Raw genomic sequence first — 24,125 nt, forward strand, 5'->3', positions numbered from 1 at the left:
ATGCTCAGTTATTTTGCTTTGTTAGCTTTCTCGACAGCTTCGTCGATTGAACCAACCATGTAGAACGCTTGCTCAGGAATGTGATCGAACTCACCATTCAAGATACCCTTAAAGCCACGGATGGTGTCTTTAAGAGAAACGTATTTACCTGGAGAACCTGTAAATACTTCAGCAACGAAGAAAGGCTGTGAAAGATATTTTTCAATCTTACGAGCACGGAATACAGTTGTTTTATCTTCATCAGATAATTCATCCATACCTAGGATCGCAATAATATCTTTCAGCTCTTTGTAGCGCTGAAGTACAGTTTGAACGCCGTTCGCAACATCATAATGCTCTTGACCAACTACTAATGGATCTAATTGACGTGAAGTCGAATCCAATGGGTCAACCGCAGGGTAAATACCTAGCGATGCAATGTTACGAGACAGTACAACAGTCGCATCTAAGTGAGCGAAGGTTGTTGCTGGTGACGGATCGGTTAAGTCATCCGCAGGTACATATACCGCTTGTACAGAGGTAATAGAACCAGACTTAGTTGAAGTAATACGTTCTTGTAGAACACCCATTTCTTCAGCTAGTGTTGGTTGGTAACCTACTGCAGAAGGCATACGACCTAACAGTGCAGATACTTCAGTACCGGCTAAGGTATAACGGTAGATGTTATCAACAAATAACAGTACGTCACGACCTTCATCACGGAATTTCTCAGCCATTGTCAAACCAGACAATGCAACACGTAAACGGTTACCTGGAGGCTCGTTCATTTGGCCATAAACCATGGCTACTTTGTCGAGTACGCCAGAATCTTTCATTTCGTAGTAGAAGTCGTTACCCTCACGAGTACGCTCACCAACACCAGCGAATACAGAAAGACCTGAGTGTGCTTTTGCGATGTTGTTGATTAATTCCATCATGTTGACGGTTTTACCAACACCAGCACCACCAAATAAACCAACTTTACCACCCTTAGCGAATGGACATACAAGGTCAATAACCTTGATACCAGTCTCTAAAAGTTCAGTTGAGCTTGATTGATCTTCATATGAAGGAGCTTCACGGTGAATTTCATAACGCTCTTCTTCACCAATTTCGCCACATTCATCAATAGGCTCGCCCAATACATTCATGATACGGCCAAGGGTTGCAACCCCTACCGGAACAGAAATTGGTGAACCTGAGTTTGCTACCTCTAGACCACGACGCAGACCATCAGAAGAACCCATAGCGATGGCACGAACAACACCACCACCTAGTTGTTGCTGAACTTCCAGCACCAAACCATTACAGTCGCCTTCACCTGTGATCTTCAGAGCGTCATATACCTGAGGTACAGCATCTTGTGGAAACTCTACGTCCACAACCGCGCCAATTACTTGGACAACAGTACCTGTGCTCATGATTAATCCTCTAAACTTGTTTTCGTTACCTAACCTAAACCGCTGCAGCACCTGCAACAATTTCCGACAATTCTTGCGTAATCGCAGCTTGTCGTGCCTTGTTGTAGACTAATTGCAGATCATTGATCAGTTCGCCAGCGTTGTCTGTTGCCGCCTTCATCGCTACCATTCTGGCAGCTTGCTCAGAGGCAATATTCTCAACAACACCTTGATAAACTTGAGACTCTACATAACGAGTCAGTAATACTTCCAAAATTTCTTTTGGATCTGGCTCGTAAATATAATCCCAAGGATACTTAGCTACTTCTTCTTCTGACTTAGGCAAAGGTAGCAGCTGCTCGATCACAGGAGTTTGAGTCATTGTGTTAACGAATTTGTTGAACACAATAAACAAACGATCCAATTTACCTTCGTTGTAAGCTTGTAGCATCACACGTACGGTACCGATTAAATCGGCTAATTTAGGCGCATCGCCTAAACCAGATGCATGGGCAGAGATTTCTCCACCAAAGCTTTTGAAGAACTGCACACTTCGTGCACCAATAGGACAAAATTCAACATCTGCCCCTTGGTCTTTCCAGCTCTTCACGTCTGACACAACCTTTTTGAAAAGGTTAACGTTCAAACCACCACAAAGGCCACGGTCGGTTGACACAACAATGTAACCAACCCGCTTGGCATCTCTCACTTCCAAATATGGATGTTTATATTCAAGAGTACCTTGCGCAACGTGACCGATCACCTGACGCATATGCTCTGCATATGGACGACTTGAAGCCATGCGTTCCTGCGCTTTACGCATTTTGCTGGCTGCAACCATTTCCATAGCAGAAGTGATCTTCTGAGTGTTTTTAACACTCGCGATCTTGGTTTTAATCTCTTTAGCGTTGGCCATCTTTACTCTCCAATTCTGGACCGGAGGTGTCTTACGACACCTCTATTCATTACCAGGTTTGGGTTTCAATGAACTTGTCCATGCCCGCTTTTAATTCACTTTCAATGTCTGCATTGTAGTTGCCAGTTGCATTGATAGTTTTAATAAGCTCAGCATGTTCGCTGTTCATATATGAAAGCAGAGCGGCTTCAAAGCTACCGATTTTACTTAATTCTACAGTCTTCAAGTAGCCTTTTTCAGCTGAGAAGATTGAGATAGCTTGATCAGCAACGCTCATTGGAGCATATTGCTTTTGCTTCATAAGTTCGGTAACACGCTCACCATGCTCAAGTTGAGCACGAGTTGCATCATCTAAGTCAGATGCAAATTGTGAGAACGCAGCAAGCTCTCGATACTGTGCTAACGCGGTACGAATACCACCAGACAGTTTCTTGATGATCTTAGTCTGAGCCGCACCACCAACACGAGAAACAGAAATACCTGGGTTAACAGCAGGACGTAGTCCTGAGTTAAACAAGTCAGTCTCAAGGAAGATCTGACCATCTGTAATAGAAATTACGTTGGTCGGTACGAATGCAGATACGTCACCAGCTTGGGTTTCAATAATAGGTAACGCAGTTAAAGAACCGGTTTGACCTTTTACTTCACCGTTAGTGAACTTTTCTACATAGTGCTCGTTTACACGTGAAGCACGCTCTAATAAACGAGAATGTAGATAGAATACATCACCTGGGTATGCTTCACGTCCTGGTGGACGCTTCAATAGTAGCGAGATCTGACGGTAAGCAACTGCTTGCTTAGATAGATCATCATATACGATTAAAGAATCTTCACCGCGGTCACGGAAGTATTCACCCATAGAACAACCTGAGTAAGGTGCTAAGTATTGTAATGCTGCAGCTTCAGAAGCTGTTGCAACTACAACGATAGTGTTAGCTAATGCACCGTGCTCTTCAAGCTTACGTACCACGTTAGCGATTGTAGAAGCTTTTTGCCCTACTGCTACGTATACACATTTAATGCCTGAATCTTTCTGGTTGATAATTGCATCAATAGCCATCGCTGTTTTACCAGTCTGACGGTCACCAATGATCAATTCACGTTGTCCACGACCGATTGGGATCATTGAATCAACGGCTTTATAACCAGTTTGGATAGGTTGATCTACTGACTGACGTTCAATAACACCAGGAGCAATTACTTCAACAGGAGAGAAACCATCGTTGTCGATAGGTCCTTTTCCGTCAATTGGCTCACCAAGAGTGTTAACAACGCGGCCTAATAAACCACGACCTACTGGTACTTCAAGAATACGACCAGTGGTCTTAACTTTTGCGCCTTCTGCTAAATTAGCATAAGGACCCATTACTACGGCACCGACAGAATCACGTTCTAAGTTCAACGCGATTGCAAAACGGCCACCAGGCAGTTCGATCATTTCACCTTGCATTACATCGGCTAGGCCATGAATGCGAATGATGCCGTCACTTACTGCAACGATTGTACCTTCGTTGCGAGCTTCACTAACGACGTCGAACTGCTCGATCCGCTGCTTAATCAGATCGCTGATTTCAGTGGAATTCAGTTGCATGCTCAAACTCCCAATTACGATTGTAGCTTATCAGACAAGCGCGATAAATTACCGCTAACAGAGCCGTCAATGACTAAGTCGCCTGATTTAATAATTACACCACCAATCAGTGATGCATCTACGCTACAATTCAGCTTTACTTTGCGTGCGAGACGTTTCTCAAGAGAAACACTAATTTGCGTTTGTTGCTCAGAGCTTAGCTCAGTCGCTGAAACAACATCGGCTTCAACTTCTTTTGCCCACTCATTGCGATATTCAGCAAAAAGTAGCGATACTGTAGGTAGTATCTCTAAACGACCGTTTTCGGCCATAACCTTCAAAAGGTTTTGACCTTGCGCGTTCACTTGATCACCACATATTTCTATGAATAATGATGCAAGCTTGGCACTCGCTAATGAGCCACCTAGCAACGGCTTAATTGATTCGTTTTCACTTACCAATGCCGCGAAGTTAAGCATTTCTGCCCAAGCTTCAATTGCTTTGTGCTCAACAGCGAAATCAAAAGCTGCCTTTGCATAAGGACGAGCAATGGTGCTTATTTCAGCCATAACTCCGCTTCCTTAATTAAATTTCAGCAACAAGTTTATTAACTATGTCACTGTGAGCTTCTGGGTCAATCGAACGTTGAAGAATCTTCTCTGCACCAGTGATGGCAAGAGTAGCAACTTGCTTACGCAAGTCATCTTTAACGCGATTACGTTCGTTTTCAATTTCAGCTTGACCTTGAGCAATGATTTTCGCACGCTCTGTATCAGCTTCCATTTTTGCTTCTTCAACTATTTGAGCTTTGCGCTTATTAGCTTGCTCAATAATTTCGTTAGCAGTCGCCTTCGCTTCTTTTAGTTGCTCATTTGCTTTCGCTTGAGCCAACTCTAGATCTTTTGCAGCACGTCCTGCATCAGCTAGTCCATCGGCAATTTTCTTCTGGCGTTCTTCGATAGCGTTCATCAATGGTGGCCATACAAACTTCATGCAAAACCACACGAAGAGAGCAAAAGAAATCGCTTGGCCTAGCAGGGTAGCGTTAATACTCATAACGACAACTCCTTACTAAGAGGGACGATTAACCAACAGCCTGTAACTGACCTACGAATGGGTTAGCGAATACGAAGAATAATGCAACACCAACTGCAATCATTGAGATCGCATCAAGTAGACCAGCTACGATGAACATTTTAGTTTGTAATGCTGGAGCTAGTTCTGGTTGACGAGCAGAAGCTTCTAAGAACTTGCCGCCTAAGATAGCAAAACCAATACCAGTACCTAGCGCTGCTAAGCCAATCATGATTGCAACAGCTATTGCTGTAAAGCTAATTACAGTTTCCATTTTATCTCCGATAAATAACTAATTTTATTAAATTAATGTTCTTCATGTGCCATGCTTAGATATACAATCGTAAGCATCATGAAGATAAACGCCTGCAGCACAATAACCAAAATATGGAAAATAGCCCAAGGCACTGATAGTGCAAACTGAGCCCACCAAGGCATCAGTGCTATCAGAATAAAGATCAACTCACCTGCATACAGGTTACCAAACAGACGAAGCGATAATGAAATCGGCTTCGCAACCAAGGTTACTGTTTCCAATACTAAGTTTACTGGAATTAGTGCCCAATGATTGAAAGGTTGTAAGGTCATTTCTTTTGTGAAACCACCAAATCCTTTAACTTTAATACTGTAAAAAACAATCAACGCAAACACGCTCAAAGCTAAGCCAAGAGTTACGTTTAAGTCAGTTGTTGGTACAATTTTAAGGTAAGGAACACCTAATAATCTGTTTGCGGCTTCAGGTACAAAGTCAACCGGAATTAAGTCCATTAAATTCATCAGGAAAACCCAGACAAAAATAGTCAGACCTAATGGTGCGATAACCGCGTTACGCCCATGGAATGAGTCTTTAACGATTTTATCAACACCTTCCACGCACATTTCAACGAAACATTGAAATTTGCCTGGAACGCCAGTTGTTGCTTTTCGTCCTACTTTGTAGAAAGCCCACAAAAATAGAACCCCAAGACCTACTGAAAACAAAAGTGAGTCAATGTGCCAAGTCCAAAACCCGGCATCTTGACATGCATAGTTAAAAGCGATTCCGCCATCGGCAGAACACATTTTCGCATTAGTCAGGTGATGCTGGATATACTCGGAAGCATTTAATGCTTCACCAGTTGTCGCCATGATTAATCTCACTTAATTTTGCTTGAAGTATAAAGGGGCCGTCCAAGGTATTAATAATGCCAACAGATAGCTGATGAATAACGGCATAAATGACGTTTTCAACAGACCAAATGCGATGGAAAACAATACAATGGTTAGCAGCAACTTTACCGCTTCCCCCAAGAAAAAAGACAAAACGACTTTTCTTGATGCTTTAGCTCCCGCATGAGAGAAAGCTAGGGTTGCGAATACAAAATTAGGGAGTACAGCAATGAGACCTCCTGCTAAAGCAGAAAATCCGTACTGAGCTCCCCACAGAGCGAAAAAGAAAATTGAAGTTCCCCCAGCTATCGCCGCCTGTAGCAACACTATCCGATAGGCTGACCAACGGCCACGACGCGCTAAAACCTTACTCAATTTTTTATCTCCGCATTAACGCTTAATTTCCAACTAATTTATTAACGTGTTTATTAATAAATCCGTTGTGAAAAAAAAGCATGCAAAGTATACCTTTTCACACCTTGTTTGCAACTTTGATAAGAGGTTAATCAGTGATATAAGGCGAGATTTAACGTTAAATATTCTAAAAGTTAAAATAACGCCTTGTTACTAAGTTACCTTTGAAATGATTTTGTTGAGGAATTTAGTGAATTTTACTGAGAATACCATCTAATTCAGCAAGATCTTGGTAGTTTATTACAATCTTACCTTTGCCTTTACTGCCATGATTAATGGCAACTTTTGCGCCTAATCGTTCAATTAACTGTTGCTCTAAGCGGCTTACATCATGGTCTTGAGTTACTTTTTCAGGCTCTTTAGCCGGATTTAGCGCTTTATTGACTAATCGTTCAGTTTCACGAACTGTCATTTCTTTAGATGCGACCAATCTAGCTAAGCTAGTTTGCTCCTCACCTTCAATGGCAAGCAAGGCTCTGGCATGACCCATATCAATATCGCCATATTCCAGTAAACGTTTTACAGGCTCATTTAAACTGTTTAAGCGTAATAAATTAGACACACTTGCTCTCGACTTTCCGACGGCATCAGCCGTTTGTTGATGAGTCAGTTCAAACTCTTCGAGTAAACGTTGTAATGCAATGGCTTCTTCCATGGCATTTAAGTCTTCACGTTGAATGTTCTCAATCAAAGCGATGGCAACGGCAGCTTCATCAGCAACCTGTTTAACGATACAAGGTACTTTGTTTAATTGAGCAATTTGAGCGGCTCTCCAGCGGCGTTCACCGGCAATAATCTCATACTTGGTATCATCAACCTTACGCACAACAATCGGTTGAATAACCCCTTGTGAGCGAATCGACTCAGCCAGTTCATCAAGTGCTTCAGGTGACATATCTTTACGAGGTTGATATTTACCTGATTGTAGTAAGTCGAGATCAAGCATCAGTAAACCGTCTTCAGTAACCACTTGTGGCTCACTGATTTCAGCTTTAGGTTGTGTAAGTTCAGCTTTGCGACTCGCAGCACTACTGTTACTCAATAATGCATCTAAGCCTTTTCCTAAACCGCGTTTTTTTAACGTCATTTTATTCCCTTACACTTAATACTTACTTAGATTCTGTTTGTTGCTCAGCACGGCGAATGATTTCACCAGCCAGTGCTAAATAAGCTTTCGCCCCTGCACTGGATTTATCGTAATACATTGCTGGCGCCCCAAAACTTGGCGCTTCAGCTAAACGGATATTACGGGGGATCACGGTGCGATACACTTTTTCACCAAAATGTTGTTTTAATTGATCAGACACGTCATTGGATAAACGATTTCGCGGATCGTACATGGTGCGTAAAATCCCTTCGATGCTAAGGCTAGGATTAACCATAGCCCCCAGTTTAGTGATGGTATCAATTAAGGCGGTCAAGCCTTCCAATGCATAATACTCACATTGCATTGGTACCAGTACCGAGTCAGCAGCTGACATAGCATTGACGGTCAACATATTCAATGAAGGCGGGCAATCAATAAAAATGTAATCGTAATCATCTTTAACAGCTGCAATGGCATTTTTTAAACGAATTTCTCGGGCAAAAAACTCCATTAATTTAATTTCGGCAGCAGTAACATCACCATTGGCTGCGATCAGATCGTATTTACCTGAGGTATTTTTGATCACTATGTCATCGAAGGGCTTTTCTTCGACTAATAATTCATAAGCGGTGTTTTCAACGTCGTATTTATCGACGCCACTGCCCATAGTGGCATTACCTTGTGGATCAAGATCAATTAACAACACTTTGCGCTTTGTGGCTGCAAGTGATGCTGCTAAATTTACACAAGTTGTTGTTTTTCCTACGCCACCTTTTTGATTGGCAACGGCAATTACTTTACCCACAAGTTCACCCTAATGACTGATTTACGATGTCCGATAATATAAATTATTAGCTATGGTTATTTTTTATTAACCAGCTTTAATAGATGTCTTTGTTCATCTAACTTTGGCACATTAAGCACTATCGTTTCTGCTATTTCAAAACCCTGAGGAATTGTCGCTAACTCCGTATCACTAAGCTGACCTTTTAGGGCGTAAAAAATACCATCTGCAGCAGGAAGGTGATGGCACCAGCTGAGCATATCTTCGATTGATGCAAAAGCGCGACTGATGACGCCATCAAATTTTTGCTCAGGCTCATACGCTTCTACACGACTTTCAATTGAAGTGATGTTATTTATTTTTAATTCAAATTGAACCTGTTTTTGAAAACGGATCCGTTTGCCTAAACTATCGAGTAATACAAACTCTTTATCCGGATTTAAAATGGCTAATGGGATCCCTGGTAAACCAGGTCCAGTTCCGACATCAATAAAGCGTTGCCCCTTAAGATAAGGAGAAACCACCAAACTGTCCATCACATGTCGGATTAACATCTGTTCAGGATCTCTAACCGAGGTCAAGTTATAGGCTTTATTCCACTTATTCAGCATGGCAACAAAATCAACCAGTTGTTTTTGCTGTGTATCTGTGGCTGAAATATTTGTTTCAGCTAAATAGGTTTTAAGTTGAGTTGCTAGCACGCTGGGTGACCTCGAAAAGCAATGGGAATAATAAAATCATCGGGTATTATGAATGGCGAAAATGACTAAGGGAAGCCTCAAAGCTTCCCTTATTGGTCAAAAGACAACTTTTTGCTGGGATTTATGCGCTTTTACGCAATAAACCACGCTTTTTAAGATGAACCAGCAAGATTGAGATCGCTGCCGGCGTCATTCCTGAAATTCTTGATGCTTGACCAATGGTTTCAGGTTTATGCTCATTCATCTTAGCGATCACTTCATTTGAAAGGCCTGGAACTTCTTGATAATCAAGATCAAGCGGCAAGATTGTGGTTTCATTACGAATCGCTTTATCAATTTCACCTTGCTGTCTTTGAATATAACCAGAGTACTTCACTTGAATTTGAACTTGCTCTGCAGCACGTGGATCTTCAATCCCCGGTCCAAAACCTTCTAAACTCATTAATTTCTTATAATCCATTTCAGGACGACGAAGTAGATCTTCAAATGATGCTTCACGAGAAATTGGGGTATTAAGCTCTGGGTTTAATACATCAAGCAAAGGTGAATTATTATGAACCCAATTACTGCGTAAACGTTGCAACTCCGTTTCAATCGATTCCATTTTTTCACTGAATAATGCCCAGCGATGATCATCAACTAAACCTAATTCACGACCTTTTTCTGTCAAGCGCAAATCAGCATTGTCTTCACGTAGTAGCAAACGATATTCAGCACGACTGGTGAACATACGGTATGGCTCTTTGGTACCTAAGGTTGATAAGTCATCAACTAACACCCCTAGGTAAGCTTGATCACGGCGTGGGCACCAAGCCTCTTTGCCTTGAACTTGCAATGACGCATTCATACCAGCTAGCAATCCTTGAGCACCGGCTTCTTCATAACCGGTAGTACCGTTAATTTGTCCAGCAAAGAACAAACCATTGATATTTTTAGTTTCAAGTGAATTTTTTAAATCTCTTGGATCAAAATAATCATATTCAATAGCGTAACCAGGACGAATGATTTCAGCATTTTCCATGCCTTGAATCGATCGCACCAAATTCAATTGCACATCAAATGGCAAACTGGTTGAGATCCCATTTGGATAGATCTCATTGGTGGTTAAGCCTTCAGGCTCAATAAAGATCTGATGCGATGATTTATCTGCAAAGCGATTTATTTTATCTTCGATCGATGGACAATAACGTGGTCCAATACCTTCGATCACCCCTGAATACATTGGGCTACGATCCATACCTCCACGAATAATATCGTGAGTTTTTTCATTGGTATGAGTGATATAACAAGATACTTGCTCAGGGTGTTGACTAACATCACCAATAAACGACATAACTGGCAAAGGTGAATCACCTTTTTGCTCAGCCATCTTGGAAAAATCAATGCTATTAGCGTCAATTCGTGGTGGGGTACCGGTTTTTAAGCGGCCAACACGAATTGGCAATTCTTTTAGTCGATTTGCTAAGGCAATCGCTGGCGGATCACCTGCTCGGCCACCACTGTAGTTTTCTAAACCAATATGGATTTTACCACTAAGGAATGTGCCTGTAGTTAACACTACGCTTGGCGCTTCAAAAGCGAGTCCCATCTGAGTGACTACACCAATTACTGTATTATTTTCAACAACTAAGTCATCTACTGCTTGTTGGAAAATGCGTAAATTAGGCTGGTGTTGTAAAATCTGTTGGATTTTTTGACGGTAAAGCGCTCTGTCAGCTTGAGCTCGAGTCGCTCTGACTGCTGGGCCCTTACTGGAATTTAATGTTCGAAATTGGATACCTGCAAAATCTGTTGCAGTAGCCATTGCACCACCAAGAGCATCAATTTCTTTAACTAAATGACCTTTTCCAATACCACCGATGGCAGGGTTACAAGACATTTGACCTAAAGTATCAATGTTATGTGTTAACAATAATGTTTTTGACCCCATTCTTGCGGCTGCTAGGGCAGCTTCAGTTCCGGCATGACCACCACCAACAACAATTACATCAAACCGTTCATGAAAATGCATTTTGTGACCTTGGATAAAAGTAAATTCGATATTGCAAAATTTAACTAGATTTCAAATCTAGGGCTTGCTTGAGCCGAGTATTTTAGCACTTGGTTTGCTTTTCGGGAATGATCAATTTTCTAGTTTCGATCTAACGGGCTTCGCTTAATAGATCTTAAGATCTTTAAATAGATCTTTTTATTACTATTACTATTAGGATCGCACTTTTCTGTGGGTAACTCATTTATTTGTTTATTTTCATAGGTTAACGACAAAACGATCCTGTGATCAATGAAGGATCAAACTCAATATAACTTGGGGATAGATCGGCTAGTTATCCACAGGGGTGATCTTCGAGTAGATCACCTTAAGATCTGTACAGCGTTATGATCGGTAAAAATAATAGCTTATCCACAAAGTTATGATCGTATTTTGCTTTTTGTGGATAAGATAGGTTGTTATTGTGGGTATAAATAAAGATGTTAACCAAGCTCTCTGGCTTTTTGGGGATCTAAATGGAGGATTGCCACTCTGAAAGCCAAGCTAGTGCCGGATCTTCTGGGACAGGATCCTTTTGAACATCAATTTGGATCTTATTCACAAACTGTTTTGCACCGAGCTGATCGAGTCTTGAAATTATTTTTTCAGGCCCAAGACAAAAAGTGTCGTAACTTGAGTCGCCAATTGCGCACAAAGCAAATTTTAACTCGCTTAGATCGCTATTTGAGGTCAATAATTGCTGATAAAAGGGTGCTAAATTGTCTGGAAGATCGCCTGCGCCATGAGTTGAACTGACAATGATCCACAGTGATTTAGGGTCAAGATCATCCAAGTTTGCGGCTAAATGAATGCAGGTTTGGTGGCCTATTTCGTTAAGCTGAGCCGCCATATCGTCGGCCACATATTCGGTTCCGCCTTGAGTTGAGCCCACTAAAATATCTATTTTTGCCATGTTTTATCCTAGATGATTACTGTTAAACACTACTTATAGGCTTAGTTTACGCCTATTTAGCATTGCACAAAGTGGTTTTTATCCGTATTTTCAATAATTACAATTTACAAAAAATTAACTTTTATTATGTCTCTGGTTTCAATTACGGCTCAAATGGCTGATTTAGCATGGGGGCCTCACATGCTGGTTTTACTGGTAGGTGGTGGGCTTTTCTTCCTGATTTATTCACGTTTTATTCCTTTTCGCTACATTGGCCACGCTATAAATATTGTCCGTGGTAAATATCCTGATAAAGGCGCTGTGGGGCATATTAGCCACGCAGGGGCGTTATCCAGTGCCATGGCCGGCACCGTTGGTATGGGTAATATTGGTAGTGTTGCAGTGGCTATTATGGTGGGTGGACCGGGGGCCATCTTTTGGATGTGGATTAGCGCTATTGTGGGAATGGCGACTAAATTTTTCACCTGTACCTTAGCTATTATGTATCGCGGCAAGGATGAAAATGGTGATGTGCAGGGGGGGCCCATGTACATAATCACTCAAGGTTTAAGCAAAAAATGGCACTTTTTAGCGGTATTTTTTTGTGTTGTTGGCCTTGTTGGTAATTTTCCGTTGTTTAATGCCAATCAATTAGTACAGATTATTCGTGAGTGGTTAATTGTTAAACCTGGCTATTTTCCCAGTGATCAATCCACCTTTTGGGTGGATTTAAGCTTAGGGATTGTGGTTATGCTGATCGTTGCCAGCGTGATATTAGGCGGGATTAAACGCATTGCTTCGGTGGCCACTAAAGTCGTGCCGTTAATGATCGTCATTTATATGGGCTGCGCTTTTTATGTTATTGCTGCCAATATTGCTGATATACCGAGTTATTTTAAGCTTATTATCACTGAAGCATTTTCACTTAATTCGGTTGGTGGTGGCATATTGGGCACCATGTTGATCGGTATCCGCCGAGCGGCTTTTTCAAATGAAGCGGGTATTGGCACTGAAGTAATGGCGCATGGTAGTGCCAAAACCAACGAACCAGTAAAAGAAGGCTTAGTGGCCATGCTGGGTCCTGCTATTGATACCTTATTAGTGTGCACCGCCACGGCAATGATCATTTTAATTTCGGGGGTGTGGCAAGGAACTGAAGCTGAGGGGGTTAATTTATCGGCTCAAGCCTTTGAAGTTACTATGCCTGGCGTTGGTCCGTATTTGCTGATCCTTTGCGTGGTATTTTTCAGTATCAGCACCATTTTTACTCAAGCATTTTATGGTGGTCAGTGCTTTGCATTTTTATTTGGTCGCAAAAGATTACGCCTATATCAATTATTTTTCTTGCTGGCGATACTGTTTGCTGCAACAGCAACCATTCAAGAAATCGTTAATATTATTGATGCTGCCTATGCCTTAATGGCGATTCCAACCATGACCTCTGCAATTTTATTAGCCCCTAAAGTCAGAGCCGCTTCTAAGAAGTACTTTGCAAAATTGGCGCAAAATAATTCATAAATGTGTCGTGAATTCTAAAATATATTCATTATAACGGATCAAAAAGGGAGTGATTATTCACTCCCTTTTTGTGTTCGGTCATAACAAATAATGACTTACTTTAATAAGTACTTTGCATGAAACCGAAGATGATCTTCAATAAAGCTACTGATAAAGAAATAACTGTGATCATAGCCTTCCTGCATGCGTAAGGTCAGCGGGTATTGCTGAGCTTTAGCGGCTTCAATTAAGCTTTCAGGTTTTAGTTGTTCAACTAGAAAGTTATCTTCAGTGCCTTGATCCACCAGCATAGGTACCTTAACCATCGAGTTTTTCATTAACTCGCTGCTGTCGTATTCAGCCCAGCTTGTTTGATCTGATCCTAAATAACCGTTAAAAGCCTTTTGCCCCCAAGGGCAATTTATCGGATTACAGATCGGACTAAATGCCGAAATAGATTGATATTGCTGCGGATTTTTAAGCCCGATGGTAATGGCGCCATGACCGCCCATAGAGTGGCCACTGATACTGCGCATGCTTGTCACTGGAAAATGCTGCTCAATAAAGGCTGGCAATTCTTTTACCACATAGTCATACATTTGATAGTGGGTATTAAAGGGCGCTTGGGTGGCATTAAGATAAAATCCGGCACCTAAACCAAAATCATAAGCGCCATTGGCATCATCTGCGACATTATCTCCGCGCGGGCTGGTATCTGGAGCCACAATAGCGATGCCAAGCTCTGCTGCAACTCGTTGAATGCCTGATTTTTGCATTACGTTTTCGTCGGTGCAGGTTAAGCCTGACAACCAATATAGCACCGGCACTTTTTGTGATGCTGCTTGTGGCGGCAGATAAATGGCAAAGCGCATTTGGCAGTTTAACGTATCAGAGTGATGGCTATATTGTTTTAACCAGCCGCCGAACATTTTATTACTACTGATGTTTTCTAAAGTCATTTGATTGGTCACTTTTTATAAAAATGCCCTTAGCGTAAGGTTAAGGGCATGATATTTATCGAATACGGCAATAAGATTTACTTATCGAAGTGAATGACACTGCGGATACTTTCACCGCTGTGCATCAGATCAAAAGCATCATTAATCCCTTCAAGCCCCATAGTGTGAGTAATGAAATGGTCTAGTTTGAATTCGCCGTTGAGATATTGCTCAACAATACCGGGTAATTGACTGCGCCCTTTAACGCCACCAAATGCACTTCCTTTCCATACTCGACCAGTCACTAGTTGAAATGGTCGAGTAGATATTTCTTGGCCTGCGCCAGCAACACCAATAATCACCGATTCGCCCCAACCTTTATGACAACACTCTAACGCGCTGCGCATAACGTTGACGTTACCGATACATTCAAATGAGAAATCTACGCCGCCATCGGTCATTTCCACAATGACATCCTGAATCGGTTTGTCATAATTTTTTGGATTAATGCAATCAGTCGCACCCAGTTTGGTGGCGAGTTCAAATTTAGATTCATTTAAATCAATGCCGATAATGCGTGATGCTCCGGCCATGGTTGCGCCAATAATGGCTGATAAACCAATGCCGCCTAGACCGAAAATGGCCACAGTATCGCCTTTTTGGACTTTAGCTGTGTTCAATACCGCGCCCATACCGGTTGTTACACCACAACCGAGTAAACACACTTCTTCAAGTGGTGCGTCTTTATTGACTTTCGCTAATGAAATTTCTGGTAATACAGTATATTCAGAGAAGGTTGAACACCCCATGTAATGGAAAATAGGCTGGCCATCTTTATAAAAACGGGTAGTGCCATCAGGCATTAAGCCTTTGCCTTGGGTTTCACGAACTGCACTACAAAGGTTGGTTTTACCTGAAGTGCAGAATTTACATGTACCGCATTCTGCGGTGTATAACGGAATAACATGGTCGCCGACTTTGACACTGGTAACACCTTCACCAACCATCTCTACAATTCCGCCACCTTCATGACCTAAAATAGCCGGGAAAACACCTTCTGGATCATCGCCAGATAAGGTAAATGCATCGGTGTGGCAAACACCAGAAGCGATGATTTTCACCATGACTTCACCCGCTTTTGGATACATCACGTCGACTTCTTCAACCGATAATGGCTGTCCTGGTCCCCATGCAATAGCGGCCTTAGATTTCATAAATTGTGCTGACATTGTGTTTGTCCTTTTAACGTTAACCATAAAAGTGGATCTACTTAGTGTAGATGAGGCTCAGTAGATGATGGATCTATTGTATTTATTTTCTGTCAGTTGATAATGGGCTATAAATACAATTTACTTTTACGAGGTGGTAATAATGTTGCCATGGGAAGGGGTTTACGAATTTGTCGCGGTGGCTGAAACGGATAGCTTTACGGCAGCAGGTAAACGTTTAGCTATTTCGACCGCGCAAGTGAGCCGCCAAATTAGCCAAATTGAAAATAGGTTAAGCACAAAATTGTTTTATCGCACCACCCGTAAAGTGTCGTTAACTGAAGAAGGCCATATATTTTATCGCCATTGCCGCCAAGTTATCGATGGACTTGAAGAAGCTGAGCGGGCTATAAGTAGTTTGCAAAATAAACCCCAAGGGTTAATTAAGCTTACCGCACCAGTGACCTATGGTGAGTCATTTGTGATGCCGATTGTCACTGACTATATGCAGCAGCACCCTGATGTTGAAGTGATTTGTGAGTTAACTAACAGGCAGTTAGATTTAGTGGAAGGCGGCTATGATTTAGCGATTAGGTTAGGGCGTTTACCTGATTCGAGCATGATGGCAAAGCGCTTAACCAGCCGTGAGCAGTTTGTTTGCGCCGCCCCTGATTATATTAATCGTTTCGGCGCGCCATACTCATTATCAGAGTTAACTCAGCACAATTGTTTGGTTGGCTCGCAGCCGCACTGGCATTTCAATGAACAGGGTCAAGCAAGAAGTATTAAAGTGCAGGGGAATCTGCAGTGCAGTAGTGGTATTAGTTTACTCAATGCCGCGATTAAAGGCTTGGGGATTGTGCAACTACCGGGCTATTACGTAGCTGATGCCATTAGTGAAGGGAAGCTATCGGTCATTCTAGAATCTTATAAGCAGCAGCAGGAGGGAATTTGGGCTTTGTATCCTCACAATCGGCATTTGTCACCCAAAGTGAGGTTACTGGTGGATAAGCTCGCAGCTGAATTACCTTAGCCAGTTTACTTACGTTTTAATGATGATTTTTTTATCGTTATAAAGACTGCAGATAGCGACTGACTTGTGCTTTTGGTTGCCTAGATATTTTATTAATCAGCTCAAAAGTAATCGCTCTATCTGGTAATTGTTGTTGTAACAATGCCAGCTGATGATTCCATAAATGCGCCGTCATGGTGGCATCGGCTAATGCGCGGTGAAATACACCATCATTAGGTAACTGATGATAATTAACTAAGGTGCCCAGTTTATGATTAGGGGCATCCTGGCTAATGCGGCGTGACAATAATAATGAACAGGCAAATTGACCTGAATACTGTTGCTGACAGTTGTCGAACTCAGCATCTAAAAACTTCTTATCAAAGCTGGCGTTGTGGGCCACTAAGTTAAAGTCTTCAATAAAATCGGCAAAGCGAGTCATGACTGCTTCACAAGAATCTGCCTCTTTAAGCATGGCATTGGTGATGCCGGTGTAATTTTCAATAAAACTGTTTACCGATCTACCCGGATTCATTAATTCTTGAAAGCTATCGACTATCTCACCATCAATGAGTTTTACCGCACCAATTTCGATGGCGCGATCTGCATTATTAGGTGATAAGCCTGTGGTTTCGAAATCGAGCACGATAACCTTATTTGCCAATATCATGAGCGATCCTATTTACCAATACAGAATGAGCTAAAGATTTTACCCAGCAGATCATCTGAGGTGAACTTACCGGTAATTTCAGATAGCGCCATTTGGCACATACGTAATTCTTCTGCTAATAACTCGCCGGCTAAATACACTTCTAACTGCTCTTTACCCAGTTGTAAGTGACTGGCAGCTAAATCTAGGGCTTCTAAATGACGACGACGGGCAATAAAACCGCCTTCAAGGTTACTTTGATAACCCATTAATGATTTAAGGTGCTGTTTAAGCTCTTCAACCCCTAAGCCGGTTTTCGCTGAAATGCGATAAACGCTATAGCCGTGCTCATCAGTGGTCATTACTGGCTCACCGGTTAAGTCAGCTTTGTTACGAATAACTGTGACGCCGAGTTTTTTCGGTAAACGGTCAATAAAGTCAGGCCAAATATCGTGAGGATTTACATCGGTGGTAGTGGTGCCATCAACCATAAATAACACTCTATCGGCGGTTGCTATCTCATCCCACGCACGCTCAATACCAATTTTTTCAACGGTATCAGCGGTGTCACGTAAACCGGCGGTATCAATAATATGCAGTGGCATGCCATCAAGGTGAATATGCTCGCGCAGTACATCACGGGTAGTCCCTGCAATTTCAGTGACAATGGCAGACTCTTTACCTGCTAGGGCATTTAATAGGCTTGATTTACCGGCATTAGGACGACCAGCAATTACCACTTTCATGCCTTCACGAATAATTGAGCCTTGCTTGGCACTGGCTTGGACTAAGTCTAATTTGGCGATGATGTTATACAGTGAGTTAGCGATTTTACCGTCAGATAAAAAGTCGACTTCTTCATCAGGGAAATCAATGGCTGCTTCGACGTATAAGCGCAAATTAGTCACTTGCTCGACTAACTGATGTACTTCATCAGAAAACTCGCCCTGAAGTGAGTTTAACGCGCTCTTCGCCGCTTGTTCACTGGTGGCATCAATTAAATCGGCAATGGCTTCTGCTTGGGTTAAATCCAGCTTGTCGTTCATAAAGGCTTGCTCGCTAAATTCACCGGGCTTAGCGATACGAATGCCATCTACTTCCATCACGCGCTTGATCAGCATATCAAGCACAATTTGGCCGCCATGGCCTTGAAGCTCTAATACATCTTCACCGGTAAAGGAGTTTGGTCCTTTAAAAAACAGTGCGATTCCCTGATCAATGACCTCGCCTGACGCGTTTTTAAAATCACAGTAATCGGCATAACGGGTTTTAGGTAAATGGCCTAATACGCTATGTGCGACTTCCGTGGCTTTATCGCCTGAAATACGAATGATACCTACGCCGCCACGACCTGGTGCGGTTGCTTGTGCCACGATAGTGTCTGTCATTGAGGAAAACCTTGTTGAAATAGTAAAGGAAAAGGCGGCTTAATAGCCGCCTTTGTTGATTATATCAGTTTGAGCTATGACTTATTTTAAGCCTTTTTTCTCTAAACCTGCATAAATAATCTTTTGCTGCGTGATAGCCACTAAGTTACCCACTAACCAGTATAGAACTAGACCGGCTGGGAACCATAGGAAGAACACAGTAAAGATAACTGGCATCCACTGCATCATTTTCACTTGCATAGGATCCATAGTCGGTGCCATTGGTTGCATTTTTTGCATTAACCACATAGACACACCCATTAATAATGGTAATACATAGTAAGGATCTTGAACCGACAAATCGGTAATCCAAAGCATGAATGGCGCATGGCGTAATTCATAGCTTTCTAGTAATACCCAATACAAGGCGATGAAAATTGGCATTTGCAGCAAGATAGGAAGACAGCCACCCATAGGGTTAACTTTCTCTTTCTTATACAGCTCCATCATGGCTTGACCCATTTTCTGGCGGTCATCACCTAAGCGTTCTTTCATTTCTGTCAGTTTAGGCTGCAAGTTACGCATTTTAGCCATTGACGAGTATTGTGCTTTGGTTAGCGGGTATAAAAGACCACGCACGGTTAGGGTAATTAAAATAATCGCCACACCCCAGTTACCTACAAAGGATTGATAGAACATCAATAACCAGTGAATTGGGATAGCTAACCACCAAAGGAAACCATAATCTACAACAAGGTTTAATGTTTCAGAAATTTTAGATAAAGCTTCTTGGTTTTTAGGGCCAACATAGAATTGGGCACTAATGGTTTGCTGTGCACCTGGTGCAATATCATGTACCGCGCCGCGGAAACCAACATTGGCTTGGCCGCCAGCACTCATGCTGGTAAAAATAGTATTTGAATCAGCTGCAGGCGGCACCCAAGCTGATACAAAGTAGTGTTGTAGCATTGCTGCCCAACCACCTAGTGTCTGTTGGTTTAGGTTACTTTTTGCAATGTCATCAAAGTCATACTTTTCGTAACGAACATCGCTAGTCGAGTATGCTGCACCACGGTAAGTTGGCATCATCATGCTGCTTTCAGATGCTTGTACAGTTTGTTTTATTTGACCATACATTTGCATTTGCAGCGGTGCTGAAGTGGTGTTGTTTACATTGTAATCAACAGTCACATCAAATTGACCACGGGTGAAGGTAAATACTTTGGTATATGCTGCGCCATTAGCATCAACATAATTAAGCGGTACTGATAAAGAGTCTTGGCCATCGGCTAACACATAATTTTCAGATTCTGCTGAAAATTGAGCGCGACCATGGCGGCTGCTATCAATACCATCGCGGCCAATAAGACCACTTTGTGAGATGTAATTAAATGAACCATTTTGTTCAAGTATTACGAATGGGTCATCACTGTCTATTTCAACTTTATGATCAACTAATGCAGCATAAACAATATCACCGCCTACTGGGCTGATTTTAATGTCTAGTTGATCTGTTTTCACAGTAATTAAATTTTGTGTAGCAGGTAATTGAACAGGCATGCCTGCATCAGCCTCTGGTACATCGCTAACGTTTTGTGACGCAACATTAGTAGTCTGTGACGTTGTTTGGGCCGCTACTGGTTGCGGGGCTTTATCGTCTTGCCATGCTTGCCACATTAAAAAGCTGACAAAAAGCAGAGCGATAAGCATTAAATTACGTTGAGATTCCATAGCCTATTTGTTACACCTGTCGTTTTTAGGGGGGACGGGATCACTTCCGCCGGGATGTAAAGGATGACATTTTAGTATGCGTTTCGCCGCAAGCCAACAACCTTTCGCAGTTCCATGCGTTTTTATTGCATCAATTGCATAATAAGAGCATGTTGGATTGAATCTACAGCGGGGTCCCAGCATAGGGCTGATAAAGAGTTGGTAGCCACGAATAGCCTTTGTGGCTAACCATTGTAACGGCGACTGAGTTTGCGCCATAACTTCTCTATTAATTTATGTAGGTCTGCATTTTCCATATCAACCACGCCATTTCTTACCAAGACAACTATATCAAGGTCTGGAATATCATGCTGGTGTAAACGGAAATTAGTTCTTATCACTCGTTTAATGCGATTTCGGTCACTGGCATTTTTAACAAAACGTTTTGCGACAGTTAATCCAATACGAGGATGTTGCTCTGAATTTGGAATAGCAAGCAGAGTTATTTCAGCAGAAGATGCTTTGATGGGATTTGAAAATACAGATTTAAATTGCGCGGGAGTTAGCAAACGCAACTCCCGCGTAAAAGCATAGCTAGTCACTATGAATATCTACTGATTAAGCAGATAAACGAGCGCGACCTTTTGCACGACGACGTGCAATCACTTTACGGCCGCCTACAGTGGCCATACGTGCGCGGAAGCCGTGAGAACGCTTACGCTTCAGGTTGCTTGGTTGAAAAGTACGTTTACTCATTTTGGCAATCCGTATATTTAGTAGTTAATAAACCTTACATTCTTGAAATAAGACGCAAGGGCAAAAAAGAGGCCGAATTGTAATCACTTTAATCACTACCGTCAACTAGGAAAATGACTATATGAACAATTTTTACCAATTTAACTTTGATAAGTACCCTAAAAATCTACCACAGGATGTGGATAACTCTGTGTACCAACACAATATGTAGTGGATCTAAGATAGTTTTACTAGATCAAAGCCGCGCTATTATAGATCAATGTTGATCGGTTAATAAAGCAGGATCTATGAACAATTCATAATAAATAGATCGATTTTGATCTTCAAAGATCACAGATATCCACATACAATGATCAGCTTGGGGATAAAAATTTTTTTATCGATAGCGATCATTGAGATCTAACGATAGAATACCCCTCCTTCAACAAACGGTATTTAAGGATTTTTAGTGGCGGTTTCACTGTGGCAACAATGTATCGGCAGACTGCAAGACGAATTGTCTGCGCAGCAATTCAGTATGTGGATCCGTCCGCTGCAAGCTGAAATGGATGGTGATACCTTGGTACTTTATGCGCCGAATCGTTTTGTGCTCGATTGGGTTCGTGATAAGTATATCAATATCATTAATCAATTTTTCACTGAACAGTTAGGTGGCAATGCGCCTAAGCTGCGTTTTGATATTGGTAGTCGTCCGTCTGCAGCTAAACCTGCAGCACCAGTGATTGCTGAAATAAAGAAACCTCAAAATACCCATACTAAAGCGCGCGTTAGTACTTCGTTTAATACTCAAGCTGAACCGGTTGAGCATGCTAACCACCGCAGTAACATTAATCCTACTTACCAGTTTGATAATTTTGTTGAAGGTAAATCAAACCAACTGGGTAAAGCGGCTGCACTTCAAGTGGCTGAAAATCCAGGTGGCGCCTATAACCCACTATTTTTATATGGTGGTACTGGTTTAGGTAAAACCCATTTATTACACGCTGTTGGCAATGGGATCATCAAAAATAATCCCAATGCCAAAGTGGTTTACATGCATTCTGAGCGCTTTGTTCAGGACATGGTTAAAGCACTGCAAAATAACGCCATCGAAGATTTCAAACGTTACTACCGCAGTGTTGATGCATTATTTATTGATGACATTCAATTTTTTGCCAATAAAGATCGTTCTCAAGAAGAATTCTTCCATACCTTTAACGCATTACTTGAAGGTAACCATCAAGTCATTTTAACTTCGGATAAATATCCCAAGGAAATCGATGGTGTTGAAGATCGCTTAAAATCTCGCTTTGGTTGGGGCCTAACCGTTGCCATTGAACCGCCAGAACTTGAAACCCGTGTGGCGATCTTAATGCGTAAAGCACAAGAGAGCGGCATTAATCTGCCTGATGAAGTGGCATTTTTTATTGCTAAGCGTTTGCGCTCAAATGTGCGTGAATTAGAAGGTGCATTAAATCGCGTTATTGCTAATGCTAATTTTACCGGACGTCCAATTACCATTGATTTTGTCCGTGAAGCATTACGTGATTTACTGGCGTTACAAGAAAAGTTAGTCACCATTGATAATATTCAGAAAACCGTTGCTGAATATTACAAAATTAAAATGGCTGACATGTTATCTAAGCGCCGTTCGCGCAGTGTTGCCAGACCACGTCAAGTGGCAATGGCATTATCAAAAGAGTTAACTAACCAAAGCTTGCCTGAAATTGGTGACGCATTTGGTGGTCGTGATCATACTACTGTATTACATGCATGCAGAAAAATTGCTCAGTTACGTGAAGAAAGTCATGACATTAAAGAAGATTATGCTAACTTGATACGTACCTTATCTTCTTAATATCGGGAAATTGAGACGAATGAAATTTTCAATTGATAGGGATGCCCTATTAAAACCACTTCAGTTGGTTTGTGGCGCAGTAGAAAGACGCCATAACTTGCCAATTTTATCTAATCTACTTGTTGAAGTTAGTGAGGGCTCACTTAAGCTTACAGGTACGGACTTAGAGGTTGAGCTTGTCGGTCAAGCTCCCATCCAAGGTGAAGTTGAAGTGGGACGCACCACAGTTCCGGCTAAAAAATTATTAGATATTGTTAAATCTCTTCCTGAGCAAGTTGAAATTAAAATTGAGCAGCAAGAGAACAAATGGTTATTACGCTCAGGCCGTAGTCGTTTTTCACTGGCGACCTTGCCAGCATCAGATTATCCCAATGTTGAAGCGTTTGAAGCTGAAATTGAATTTAGCTTAAAGCAGGGCACTTTGAAGTCGATTATTGACTCGACACAATTTTCAATGGCAAACCAAGATGTGCGTTATTATCTAAATGGCTTGTTATTTGAAACCGCAGGTAACACCTTAAAGGCCATTGCCACAGACGGTCATCGCTTAGCATTAAGTCATCGTCAAATAGAAACCAGCTTACCTGAGAAGCAAGTGATTGTGCCGCGTAAAGGCGTGGTTGAAATGGCGCGTTTACTTGAAAGTGAAGACAGTGATATTACCATTGCGATTGGTGATAGTGCGATTCGTGCGATTACTGCCAATGCGGTATTCACCAGTAAATTAGTCGATGGTCGTTTCCCTGATTATCGCCGCGTATTACCTAAAGGCGGCACCAAAATTGTGGTGGCTAGTCGTAATCAATTAAAACAAGCGTTAACCCGTGCTTCTATTTTGTCGAATGAGAAGTTCAGAGGTGTGCGTATTCAGCTTGAGCCGGGATTATTGCGCATTACCGCCAATAACCCGGAGCAAGAAGAAGCAGAAGAGATTATCGATGTTGAATACAACTCAGATAACCTAGAAATTGGCTTTAACGTCAGCTATCTATTGGACGTATTAAATAATTTAGCCAGTGATGATGTTAGAATAACCTTAATAGACGGTAACTCAAGCGCACTAATTGAAAACCACGCAGAAGAAGACTCTATGTACGTGGTTATGCCAATGCGCTTATAAGTAAATAGTCGCTTAAACTTGATTAAGCGCCGTTTA

General features: G+C 41.8%; 25 protein-coding genes. 4 read left to right on the forward strand and 21 right to left on the reverse strand.

Translation table 11 applies throughout. The features are described from left to right. Positions 1-8 precede the first annotated feature (8 nt). The 13 genes from atpD to mioC all read right to left on the reverse strand — a co-directional run bounded on the left by atpD (position 9) and on the right by mioC (position 12,016). Positions 9-1,400: a F0F1 ATP synthase subunit beta gene (atpD, locus tag Q4557_RS13105; protein ID WP_102436380.1), complete on the reverse strand. Its 1,392-nt coding sequence runs from the start codon at positions 1,398-1,400 to the stop codon at positions 9-11. Positions 1,401-1,434: 34 nt separating this feature from the next. Next, entirely contained in the window at positions 1,435-2,295 is an 861-nt protein-coding gene (gene atpG / locus Q4557_RS13110) for a F0F1 ATP synthase subunit gamma (protein ID WP_102436382.1), read from the reverse strand. Between the two features lie 49 nt (positions 2,296-2,344). After that, positions 2,345-3,886 (reverse strand): F0F1 ATP synthase subunit alpha, encoded by a 1,542-nt coding sequence (gene atpA / locus Q4557_RS13115; protein WP_102436384.1) that lies wholly within the window; start codon positions 3,884-3,886, stop codon positions 2,345-2,347. Positions 3,887-3,900: 14 nt separating this feature from the next. After that, positions 3,901-4,434: a F0F1 ATP synthase subunit delta gene (atpH, locus tag Q4557_RS13120; protein WP_102436386.1), complete on the reverse strand. Its 534-nt coding sequence runs from the start codon at positions 4,432-4,434 to the stop codon at positions 3,901-3,903. Positions 4,435-4,450: 16 nt separating this feature from the next. Continuing rightward, positions 4,451-4,921 (reverse strand): F0F1 ATP synthase subunit B, encoded by a 471-nt coding sequence (gene atpF / locus Q4557_RS13125; protein ID WP_076541804.1) that lies wholly within the window; start codon positions 4,919-4,921, stop codon positions 4,451-4,453. A 28-nt stretch (positions 4,922-4,949) separates the two neighbouring features. Then, a complete protein-coding gene (atpE, locus tag Q4557_RS13130; RefSeq protein ID WP_076541802.1) occupies positions 4,950-5,213 on the reverse strand; it encodes a F0F1 ATP synthase subunit C in 264 nt (87 codons plus the stop codon). A 32-nt stretch (positions 5,214-5,245) separates the two neighbouring features. Next, a complete protein-coding gene (gene atpB / locus Q4557_RS13135) occupies positions 5,246-6,067 on the reverse strand; it encodes a F0F1 ATP synthase subunit A (protein WP_076541877.1) in 822 nt (273 codons plus the stop codon). Between the two features lie 12 nt (positions 6,068-6,079). Beyond that, positions 6,080-6,463, reverse strand: a complete 384-nt coding sequence (locus tag Q4557_RS13140; RefSeq protein WP_303413237.1) for an ATP synthase subunit I — start codon at positions 6,461-6,463, stop codon at positions 6,080-6,082. 226 nt (positions 6,464-6,689) lie between these two features. After that, a complete protein-coding gene (locus Q4557_RS13145; RefSeq protein WP_102520266.1) occupies positions 6,690-7,589 on the reverse strand; it encodes a ParB/RepB/Spo0J family partition protein in 900 nt (299 codons plus the stop codon). A gap of 22 nt (positions 7,590-7,611) precedes the next feature. Further along, positions 7,612-8,394 carry a ParA family protein gene (locus Q4557_RS13150; protein ID WP_076541796.1) on the reverse strand — a complete coding sequence of 261 codons (783 nt, stop codon included), beginning with the start codon at positions 8,392-8,394 and terminating at the stop codon, positions 7,612-7,614. 56 nt (positions 8,395-8,450) lie between these two features. Then, positions 8,451-9,074: a 16S rRNA (guanine(527)-N(7))-methyltransferase RsmG gene (gene rsmG / locus Q4557_RS13155; protein ID WP_102436392.1), complete on the reverse strand. Its 624-nt coding sequence runs from the start codon at positions 9,072-9,074 to the stop codon at positions 8,451-8,453. 121 nt (positions 9,075-9,195) lie between these two features. Further along, positions 9,196-11,085, reverse strand: a complete 1,890-nt coding sequence (mnmG, locus tag Q4557_RS13160; RefSeq protein WP_102436394.1) for a tRNA uridine-5-carboxymethylaminomethyl(34) synthesis enzyme MnmG — start codon at positions 11,083-11,085, stop codon at positions 9,196-9,198. A gap of 490 nt (positions 11,086-11,575) precedes the next feature. Beyond that, a complete protein-coding gene (gene mioC, locus Q4557_RS13165) occupies positions 11,576-12,016 on the reverse strand; it encodes an FMN-binding protein MioC (RefSeq protein ID WP_102436396.1) in 441 nt (146 codons plus the stop codon). Positions 12,017-12,196: 180 nt separating this feature from the next. Between mioC and Q4557_RS13170 the strand changes: the two genes are divergently transcribed. Then, positions 12,197-13,513, forward strand: a complete 1,317-nt coding sequence (locus Q4557_RS13170) for a sodium:alanine symporter family protein (RefSeq protein ID WP_241903457.1) — start codon at positions 12,197-12,199, stop codon at positions 13,511-13,513. 95 nt (positions 13,514-13,608) lie between these two features. On the opposite strand, the gene fghA is transcribed toward Q4557_RS13170, so the two are convergent. Then, entirely contained in the window at positions 13,609-14,451 is an 843-nt protein-coding gene (fghA, locus tag Q4557_RS13175; RefSeq protein ID WP_303413247.1) for an S-formylglutathione hydrolase, read from the reverse strand. A 77-nt stretch (positions 14,452-14,528) separates the two neighbouring features. Further along, positions 14,529-15,659, reverse strand: coding sequence for an S-(hydroxymethyl)glutathione dehydrogenase/class III alcohol dehydrogenase (locus tag Q4557_RS13180; RefSeq protein WP_102520270.1), 1,131 nt, complete (start codon positions 15,657-15,659; stop codon positions 14,529-14,531). A gap of 142 nt (positions 15,660-15,801) precedes the next feature. Here Q4557_RS13180 and Q4557_RS13185 point away from each other — a divergent pair, with 142 nt between their 5' ends. After that, a complete protein-coding gene (locus tag Q4557_RS13185; RefSeq protein ID WP_303413250.1) occupies positions 15,802-16,671 on the forward strand; it encodes a LysR substrate-binding domain-containing protein in 870 nt (289 codons plus the stop codon). Positions 16,672-16,708: 37 nt separating this feature from the next. On the opposite strand, the gene Q4557_RS13190 is transcribed toward Q4557_RS13185, so the two are convergent. The 6 genes from Q4557_RS13190 to rpmH form a co-directional block, all read right to left on the reverse strand. Beyond that, entirely contained in the window at positions 16,709-17,320 is a 612-nt protein-coding gene (locus tag Q4557_RS13190) for a PolC-type DNA polymerase III (RefSeq protein WP_303413252.1), read from the reverse strand. An 8-nt stretch (positions 17,321-17,328) separates the two neighbouring features. Then, positions 17,329-18,687 (reverse strand): tRNA uridine-5-carboxymethylaminomethyl(34) synthesis GTPase MnmE, encoded by a 1,359-nt coding sequence (gene mnmE / locus Q4557_RS13195; protein ID WP_102531911.1) that lies wholly within the window; start codon positions 18,685-18,687, stop codon positions 17,329-17,331. 81 nt (positions 18,688-18,768) lie between these two features. Continuing rightward, on the reverse strand, positions 18,769-20,397 hold the full coding sequence (yidC, locus tag Q4557_RS13200) for a membrane protein insertase YidC (RefSeq protein ID WP_102436410.1): 1,629 nt from the start codon (positions 20,395-20,397) through the stop codon (positions 18,769-18,771). Between the two features lie 3 nt (positions 20,398-20,400). After that, positions 20,401-20,655, reverse strand: a complete 255-nt coding sequence (gene yidD / locus Q4557_RS13205; RefSeq protein ID WP_076541774.1) for a membrane protein insertion efficiency factor YidD — start codon at positions 20,653-20,655, stop codon at positions 20,401-20,403. Then, positions 20,622-20,978, reverse strand: coding sequence for a ribonuclease P protein component (gene rnpA, locus Q4557_RS13210; protein ID WP_076541772.1), 357 nt, complete (start codon positions 20,976-20,978; stop codon positions 20,622-20,624). Before rnpA ends, yidD begins: the two co-directional genes overlap by 34 nt. 16 nt (positions 20,979-20,994) lie before the next feature. After that, positions 20,995-21,132, reverse strand: a complete 138-nt coding sequence (rpmH, locus tag Q4557_RS13215) for a 50S ribosomal protein L34 (RefSeq protein WP_011867659.1) — start codon at positions 21,130-21,132, stop codon at positions 20,995-20,997. Positions 21,133-21,580: 448 nt separating this feature from the next. Between rpmH and dnaA the strand changes: the two genes are divergently transcribed. Together dnaA and dnaN are read left to right on the forward strand one after the other, a co-directional pair. Next, a complete protein-coding gene (gene dnaA / locus Q4557_RS13220) occupies positions 21,581-22,969 on the forward strand; it encodes a chromosomal replication initiator protein DnaA (RefSeq protein WP_076541770.1) in 1,389 nt (462 codons plus the stop codon). Between the two features lie 19 nt (positions 22,970-22,988). Then, positions 22,989-24,089, forward strand: a complete 1,101-nt coding sequence (dnaN, locus tag Q4557_RS13225) for a DNA polymerase III subunit beta (RefSeq protein ID WP_102436412.1) — start codon at positions 22,989-22,991, stop codon at positions 24,087-24,089. Positions 24,090-24,125: the final 36 nt, after the last annotated feature.

The organism is Shewanella sp. 5_MG-2023 (assembly GCF_030547465.1).
GTDB lineage: Bacteria > Pseudomonadota > Gammaproteobacteria > Enterobacterales > Shewanellaceae > Shewanella.

What these genes read in the sequence shown, in the direction of transcription:
- atpD (WP_102436380.1), bottom strand. Translation starts at nt 1,400, where the DNA reads ATGAGCACAGGTACTGTTGTCCAAGTAATTGGCGCGGTTGTGGACGTA.
- atpG (WP_102436382.1), bottom strand. Translation starts at nt 2,295, where the DNA reads ATGGCCAACGCTAAAGAGATTAAAACCAAGATCGCGAGTGTTAAAAAC.
- atpA (WP_102436384.1), bottom strand. Translation starts at nt 3,886, where the DNA reads ATGCAACTGAATTCCACTGAAATCAGCGATCTGATTAAGCAGCGGATC.
- atpH (WP_102436386.1), bottom strand. Translation starts at nt 4,434, where the DNA reads ATGGCTGAAATAAGCACCATTGCTCGTCCTTATGCAAAGGCAGCTTTT.
- atpF (WP_076541804.1), bottom strand. Translation starts at nt 4,921, where the DNA reads ATGAGTATTAACGCTACCCTGCTAGGCCAAGCGATTTCTTTTGCTCTC.
- atpE (WP_076541802.1), bottom strand. Translation starts at nt 5,213, where the DNA reads ATGGAAACTGTAATTAGCTTTACAGCAATAGCTGTTGCAATCATGATT.
- atpB (WP_076541877.1), bottom strand. Translation starts at nt 6,067, where the DNA reads ATGGCGACAACTGGTGAAGCATTAAATGCTTCCGAGTATATCCAGCAT.
- Q4557_RS13145 (WP_102520266.1), bottom strand. Translation starts at nt 7,589, where the DNA reads ATGACGTTAAAAAAACGCGGTTTAGGAAAAGGCTTAGATGCATTATTG.
- mnmG (WP_102436394.1), bottom strand. Translation starts at nt 11,085, where the DNA reads ATGCATTTTCATGAACGGTTTGATGTAATTGTTGTTGGTGGTGGTCAT.
- mioC (WP_102436396.1), bottom strand. Translation starts at nt 12,016, where the DNA reads ATGGCAAAAATAGATATTTTAGTGGGCTCAACTCAAGGCGGAACCGAA.
- Q4557_RS13170 (WP_241903457.1), top strand. Translation starts at nt 12,197, where the DNA reads ATGCTGGTTTTACTGGTAGGTGGTGGGCTTTTCTTCCTGATTTATTCA.
- fghA (WP_303413247.1), bottom strand. Translation starts at nt 14,451, where the DNA reads ATGACTTTAGAAAACATCAGTAGTAATAAAATGTTCGGCGGCTGGTTA.
- Q4557_RS13180 (WP_102520270.1), bottom strand. Translation starts at nt 15,659, where the DNA reads ATGTCAGCACAATTTATGAAATCTAAGGCCGCTATTGCATGGGGACCA.
- Q4557_RS13185 (WP_303413250.1), top strand. Translation starts at nt 15,802, where the DNA reads ATGTTGCCATGGGAAGGGGTTTACGAATTTGTCGCGGTGGCTGAAACG.
- Q4557_RS13190 (WP_303413252.1), bottom strand. Translation starts at nt 17,320, where the DNA reads ATGATATTGGCAAATAAGGTTATCGTGCTCGATTTCGAAACCACAGGC.
- mnmE (WP_102531911.1), bottom strand. Translation starts at nt 18,687, where the DNA reads ATGACAGACACTATCGTGGCACAAGCAACCGCACCAGGTCGTGGCGGC.
- yidC (WP_102436410.1), bottom strand. Translation starts at nt 20,397, where the DNA reads ATGGAATCTCAACGTAATTTAATGCTTATCGCTCTGCTTTTTGTCAGC.
- yidD (WP_076541774.1), bottom strand. Translation starts at nt 20,655, where the DNA reads ATGGCGCAAACTCAGTCGCCGTTACAATGGTTAGCCACAAAGGCTATT.
- rpmH (WP_011867659.1), bottom strand. Translation starts at nt 21,132, where the DNA reads ATGAGTAAACGTACTTTTCAACCAAGCAACCTGAAGCGTAAGCGTTCT.
- dnaN (WP_102436412.1), top strand. Translation starts at nt 22,989, where the DNA reads ATGAAATTTTCAATTGATAGGGATGCCCTATTAAAACCACTTCAGTTG.